This is a genomic window from Anaerolineae bacterium (genome assembly GCA_016931895.1).
Taxonomy (GTDB): Bacteria; Chloroflexota; Anaerolineae; order 4572-78; family J111; genus JAFGNV01.
The window spans coordinates 1-5,423 of sequence record JAFGDY010000255.1 but is presented as its reverse complement, the minus strand read 5'-3'; the positions used below and the strand labels follow the sequence as shown (position 1 = coordinate 5,423).

Annotated in this window: 3 protein-coding genes; all 3 read right to left on the bottom strand. The window is 52.1% G+C overall.

Features of this window, described 5'->3' with window-relative positions:
- Positions 1-137: 137 nt before the first annotated feature.
- The 3 genes from JW953_19550 to JW953_19540 all read right to left on the bottom strand — a co-directional run bounded on the left by JW953_19550 (position 138) and on the right by JW953_19540 (position 5,287).
- Positions 138-464, bottom strand: a complete 327-nt coding sequence (locus tag JW953_19550; protein MBN1994901.1) for a winged helix-turn-helix domain-containing protein — start codon at positions 462-464, stop codon at positions 138-140.
- Between the two features lie 203 nt (positions 465-667).
- The gene (locus JW953_19545) at positions 668-1,039 is read right to left on the bottom strand and encodes a response regulator (protein ID MBN1994900.1); all 372 of its coding nucleotides are present in this window, start codon (positions 1,037-1,039) and stop codon (positions 668-670) included.
- Between the two features lie 150 nt (positions 1,040-1,189).
- Positions 1,190-5,287, bottom strand: a complete 4,098-nt coding sequence (locus tag JW953_19540) for a GAF domain-containing protein (protein MBN1994899.1) — start codon at positions 5,285-5,287, stop codon at positions 1,190-1,192.
- Positions 5,288-5,423 lie beyond the last annotated feature (136 nt).

The following is a 5,423-nucleotide window of genomic DNA, read 5'->3' as shown; positions in this document are numbered from 1 at the left end:
TTGAAATCGGTGGGCCGGGTGCGCCATTGTCAGGCAGGGGCGGATTTTGAGTCGAAAACCAGGCAATGTGTTGAACAAAAAAACCGGAATAAATTCCGGTCCTTTTGTTATAATTTATTCCCTCTGGGAAAAACAGGTCAAGAAAGGCGTAATTCGTAGCCCTGGCCGCGGCGGGTAAGAATACGTTCGGGAATGCGCGGATTCTCTTCGATTTTTTGACGGAGCCAGCAGATATGCACGTCCAAAGTGCGCGTGTCGCCCAGATATTCGGTATTCCAGACCTCTTGCATCAGTTCGCTCCGGCTAACCACTTTGCCAACATTTTGCATCAGCAGAGCCATTAACTTGGTTTCTTTGGGGGTCAGATGAATCTGACTGCCGTTCTTTTTAAGGCAGGCGTTTTCCAGGTCTAAGGACATTCCACCAACTTCAACTGTTCTAGGGATTGATTTTTGGCGAGGCATAAAAGTTCCTCCTACCTTAATTATTAATTGTTAAAATTTCAATATTTGCGCCCATTATAACATCTAAAACTTAAAAAATCTATAGGAAGTCTGTCCTGCTTACATAAATATGGAGTACCAAGACGGTAACAGGCCAGAACTTTTGCCCATACAAAAGTCACCGGTGAGGTGACTTTTGTAGAGTTGCTGCCCCTATCAGCGCCTTAATTGTTCATTACCTCTTCAACCTTCTCAATCAGGGCAATAGGGCTAAACGGTTTGGTGAAATAATCATCAGCGCCCGCTTCTCTGCCGGCCGCAATGTCACTTTCCTGGCCTTTGGCCGAAAGCATAACAATGGTTATATTGGCCGTGGTTGGGTCTGTTTTTAGACGACGGCATACCTCCAAACCATCTACATTGCTGCCCGGCATCATAATGTCCAAAAGGATGATGTCGGGATGTTCGGCTTGGGCTATTTCTAGGGCTTGTTGTCCATTTTCGGCAGCCAGAATCTGGTAGTTGCCAATTTCCAGGGTAACCTGCACTAATTCCCGAACTTCAAGTTGGTCATCTACGATCAGGATTTTTTTCATTAAGGATGCTCCTCTATTTAAAATCTTGTTTTTGTTTTCAGGTAACTACCAGCCCCCTCGTTCCCCAACTTCCGGGGCTACATTTTTAGGTATGGCCGTTCAGCCGAGCTCACTTTCCACTTTATATTTTACCCTGAGGCGACCTGACAATCAATCGGCTTCTTTGTTTTCTGGAAGCAAAGGCAAAGTGAAATAAACCGTTGTCCCCACCTTCGGTTCGCTTTCCAGCCAAATCTCACCCCCATGCTGCTCGATGATGAGCTTGCTGGTAGCCAAGCCCAGGCCGGTGCCACCCACGCCGGTATCGGAGGCATGGGCCCGGTAAAATGGCTTGAACAGATGCTCCTGTTGCTCCGGCGTTATGCCAACCCCTTGGTCTTGTATACTAATTTCTATATAACCGGGGATCACCCGCCCCCTGACGGTGATGGCGCTTTCAGGAGGCGAATAGTTGATGGCATTCAATAGTAAATTCTGTCCAACTTGGGTCAAGCGGAAAGGATCGCCCAGGATTGGGGGTAAGGCTGATAAATCTTGCAGGTGAATAGTATGCCTGGTTGCTTTTTCGGAACAGATCTCCACCACTTCTGCCATCAGTTTGGCTATACTTATCTGTTGCAGGTTGAGGTCTATGCCACGCCCGGCTTCAATCCGGGCAATATCAACCAGTTCGGCGACAATTCCGGCCAGGTGGCTTGATTGTTCGTGAATCAGATTCAGGTAGTGTTCGCGGCGATTTTTGACCATATCGCGGTTTAACAGAATCTCACTAAAGCCCAGAATAGAGGTAAGCGGCGTGCGTAACTCGTGGGCCGTAGTGGTCAATAGGTCTGTTTTTAAACGGTCAATCTCTCGCAGGCGGGTTACATCCTGGATAATGGTGACGGTGCCCAAGGGCTGCCCCTGGCGATCATCCACCAATGCTGTTCGCGCCCGCAGCACCTTTTTTCGGGGATCGCCCGGCTCTTGGGTTTCAAGATCAACCTCAAGGCCGCTGCTGCGTTGCTCAAAAGCGTAATGGACCATTTCTCGCAGGCGGTCATCTTTGATGCCGGTGCCAACCTCGCTGCCCAGCATCTCTTTCAGGCGAAAGCCAAGCAGTTTTTCGGCGGCCGGGTTAGCCAGAATAACTTTGTGGTCCGGGTCGGTGACAATCAGCCCGTCGGCAACGGATTGCAAAATGGCGTCAATTTTGTCTCGGGCTTCGGCCGCTTCTACCATGGCCTGTTCCAATTCGGTGGTTCGCTCCAAAACCAAAATTTCTAATTGCTCGCGGTAGGCATTTAATTTAGCCTCAATCCGTTTGCGTTCGGTAATTTCTTGTTGGGCTTGCTCGTACAGCCGCGCATTTTCAATAGCTACCGCGGCCTGGTCGGCCAAAAGGTTCAGCATGCGTAGTTCATCCTCTGGCCAGGTGCGCGGTTGGGGGTGTTCAACATTCATTACGCCCACCACCCGCTTGCCAATTTTGAGCGGCAGGCCCACCACAGAGCCTGCCCGGTCGGGCGGCGCATCAGCGTAGAGGGGATGGTTTTGAATATCAGACACCACCATTGGTTCGCCTTGACGGGCCACGGTGTAAGTGAGGCCGTTGGGCGAGGGTTCTTCTACGGTATGGTCCAGTTCGTCAACCCAGAGGGCTGCGCCAAAAGTGAGCTGATCATCCTGGTACAGGTAAATTCGGGCGCCTTGCAAACTGGTGAGCATAATGGCGCTTTGCAAAATGGCTTCCAGCACGGCTTTTAATTCCAGGCTGGAAGTTAAACTGAGGCTGGCCTGGCGTAAGGCCACTAACTCGGCTACGTGTTGTTTGGCCGCTTCAAATAAGCGCACGTTCTCAATGGCCACCGCCGCCTGGTTGGTCATGGCTACCAATAGGGCCAAATCCTGCTCGGTAAAATCTCGCTGGTCGGGGCGGTTGATAACGGTAATTGTGCCTAACGTTTTGTTTCGATAACGCAGCGGCACTACCAGAATGGCCCCACAATTTGTTTCGGCGCGGCGCTGTTGTACGGCTGGACTTTCACGCACATCAGGTATTTCTTTGGGCGATAGCGCCGGTTGTAATTGGCGCATTACCCAGCCGGTCAGCCCGTTCCAGAGTTCGTCATAGGATACCCGGACTACGTGGTCTGCGCCTGGACCGGCCGTAACAAAATTAGTTACTTGTTTGGCGTCCAAGTCAAACGTAATCAACGTAGCCCGATCGGCCGGCAAGTTTTTAACAATATTGTTTACGATGATTTGCAACAAATCCGGCAGGCTTTCCGGGGCAATCAGGGCCCGCGTCGTGCGGTACAAGGCGTCGGTTTGGGCCAGGGCTGTTTCGGTTTGCTCAAAAAGCCGGGCGTTTTCAATGGCTATTGCCGCCTGGCTGGCAAAGGCCTGGGCCAGAATGGCTTCAGCTTCGCCGTAGGCAGCCACCTGCCGGCCATTGAGCATGAGATAACCAATAACCTTACGCCGGACGATCAAAGGCACACCCATCCAGCCATAAACTTCGGTGTCATCCCAACCTGAATACCGGGGGTCGGTGCGGGCGTCGGGTAAATAAATAGGCCACTGGGTGCGCCGCATTTCGTTAAAAAGCGCATCGTCCTCAACCGGATAACTAAAATTAAGCACCTGTTCCAGATTCTGGAATCCTCGGCCGGCCACCACGCGCAGGTTTTCTTCTTCTAGCAGAAGCACGCTGGCGCTTTTGTAGGGGATAACCTGTTCGAGTTGAATCAGGATACTATCTAACACATGTTTGAGGTCCAGGGCCGAGGTTAAGGCCACCGTAGCCTCACGCAGAGTTTCGGCCTCACGCCGGCGGCGGGCTTCAGCATCAAATAACAGGGCATTTTCCAGAGCAACGGCGGCAGCATTGGCCAGGGGTTGTAGACGTTCGGCGTCTTCAGTGGAAAAATGGTCAACCGTGTCGCTGTCCAGCCGCAATATCCCCAGCACGCGATTGCGGACGCAGATAGGCACAATAAGATTTGATTTTATCCACGCTGTTTCGTCAAAGACAACCCAACGCGGGTCTTGGTGCGTATTGGAAATGATGACCGGCTGCCTGGATCGGATAACTTCGGCATCTATGGGCAAGGCGGTGAGAGGTTGGACCAGGTTGGCGAAGGTTTCTTGCCCGCCATAAGATTCGTAGCCCTGCCAACGAGCAATGCGCAAAGTATCGCCTTCAACCAGCATCAGGTTGGCGGCCGTGTAAGGAGCCAGACGTTGGACCTGACGCAAAATTTCGTCCAGCACCTCTGTGTGGCTAACCCGCGAGGTCAGGGCCAGGCTCACTTCAGTTAAAGTTTCGGCCAGCAAACGCTGTTCTCGTTCCGCTTCCAATAAGCTGGCGTTGCTAATGGCCACCCCGGCCTGTTCGGCAAAGGCTTGCAGGCGTTTGGCGTGGGTATCGGTGAAAAAACCTACCGTTTCGCTGGCCAGGTTAACAAAACCAACAATTTCCTCGCGCATCTGGATAGGGGTGCCGGCATAGGAACGGATCCAATCCGTTTCCGGGGTAACCACCCAGGCCGGGTCATTTTGGGTGTTGGAAATAACAACCGGCTGGCCGGTTTTGGCCATTTGGCTCAAGGTAGGCATATTGGCAATTTGAAATTGCGCGCCCACCATTGAAGGTCGTTTAATTTCGGCGTAGCCGCGGCCGCCAACCACATAGGCCAAACCGGACTCGATCAACATAATGTTGGCGGTGTCGTGCGGCACTACCCGGCCCACGTTGTTTAAAATACGGTTCAGCACTTCCTCAAGGTCCAGGGTGCTGTTTAGCGCGGCAATAATATCGCGCAGGGCTTCGGCCAATTCGCGTTGTTCGCGTTCGGCGGTTTCCACGCGCTTACGCTCAATGGCATAGCGCAGGGCGCGGGTGAGCGAATAGTCATCCACATGCCCTTTGACCAGATAGTCTTGCGCGCCTTCTTGCACGGCCTTAACCGCCAGGACTTCATCGCTTAAACCGCTCATGACCACAATGGGTATATCCGGGGCCGCCCGGCGCATCTGGCTAACGGTGTTCAGTCCATGCCCATCAGGTAACGATAGGTCTAACAAGATTACGTCAAATATAGTTTCGCTCAGGCAGTTGAGGGCATGGCTGAGACGCTCGACATGGGTCAGATTGAACCTGTTTGAGGGAGATTTTGTATCTCCTTCAGCCAGCATTTCTCTGACCAGCCGGGCATCACCGGGATTGTCTTCAACCAGCAAAAGGGTAATGGTTTGAGCGTGCATAGGCTTGGGCTTATTCCGGCGGCAGTTTGACCACACTAAACCAGAAGGCTTCAACAGATTTGACCACGGTCATAAATTGTTCCAGGTCAACGGGTTTGGTGATGTAACAATTGGCGTGCAGGTTATAGGTTTTGAT

Bases quoted from the DNA above. Each gene is read 5' to 3' on its own strand.
- JW953_19550 (MBN1994901.1), bottom strand. From the start codon at position 464: ATGCCTCGCCAAAAATCAATCCCTAGAACAGTTGAAGTTGGTGGAATG.
- JW953_19545 (MBN1994900.1), bottom strand. From the start codon at position 1,039: ATGAAAAAAATCCTGATCGTAGATGACCAACTTGAAGTTCGGGAATTA.
- JW953_19540 (MBN1994899.1), bottom strand. From the start codon at position 5,287: ATGCACGCTCAAACCATTACCCTTTTGCTGGTTGAAGACAATCCCGGT.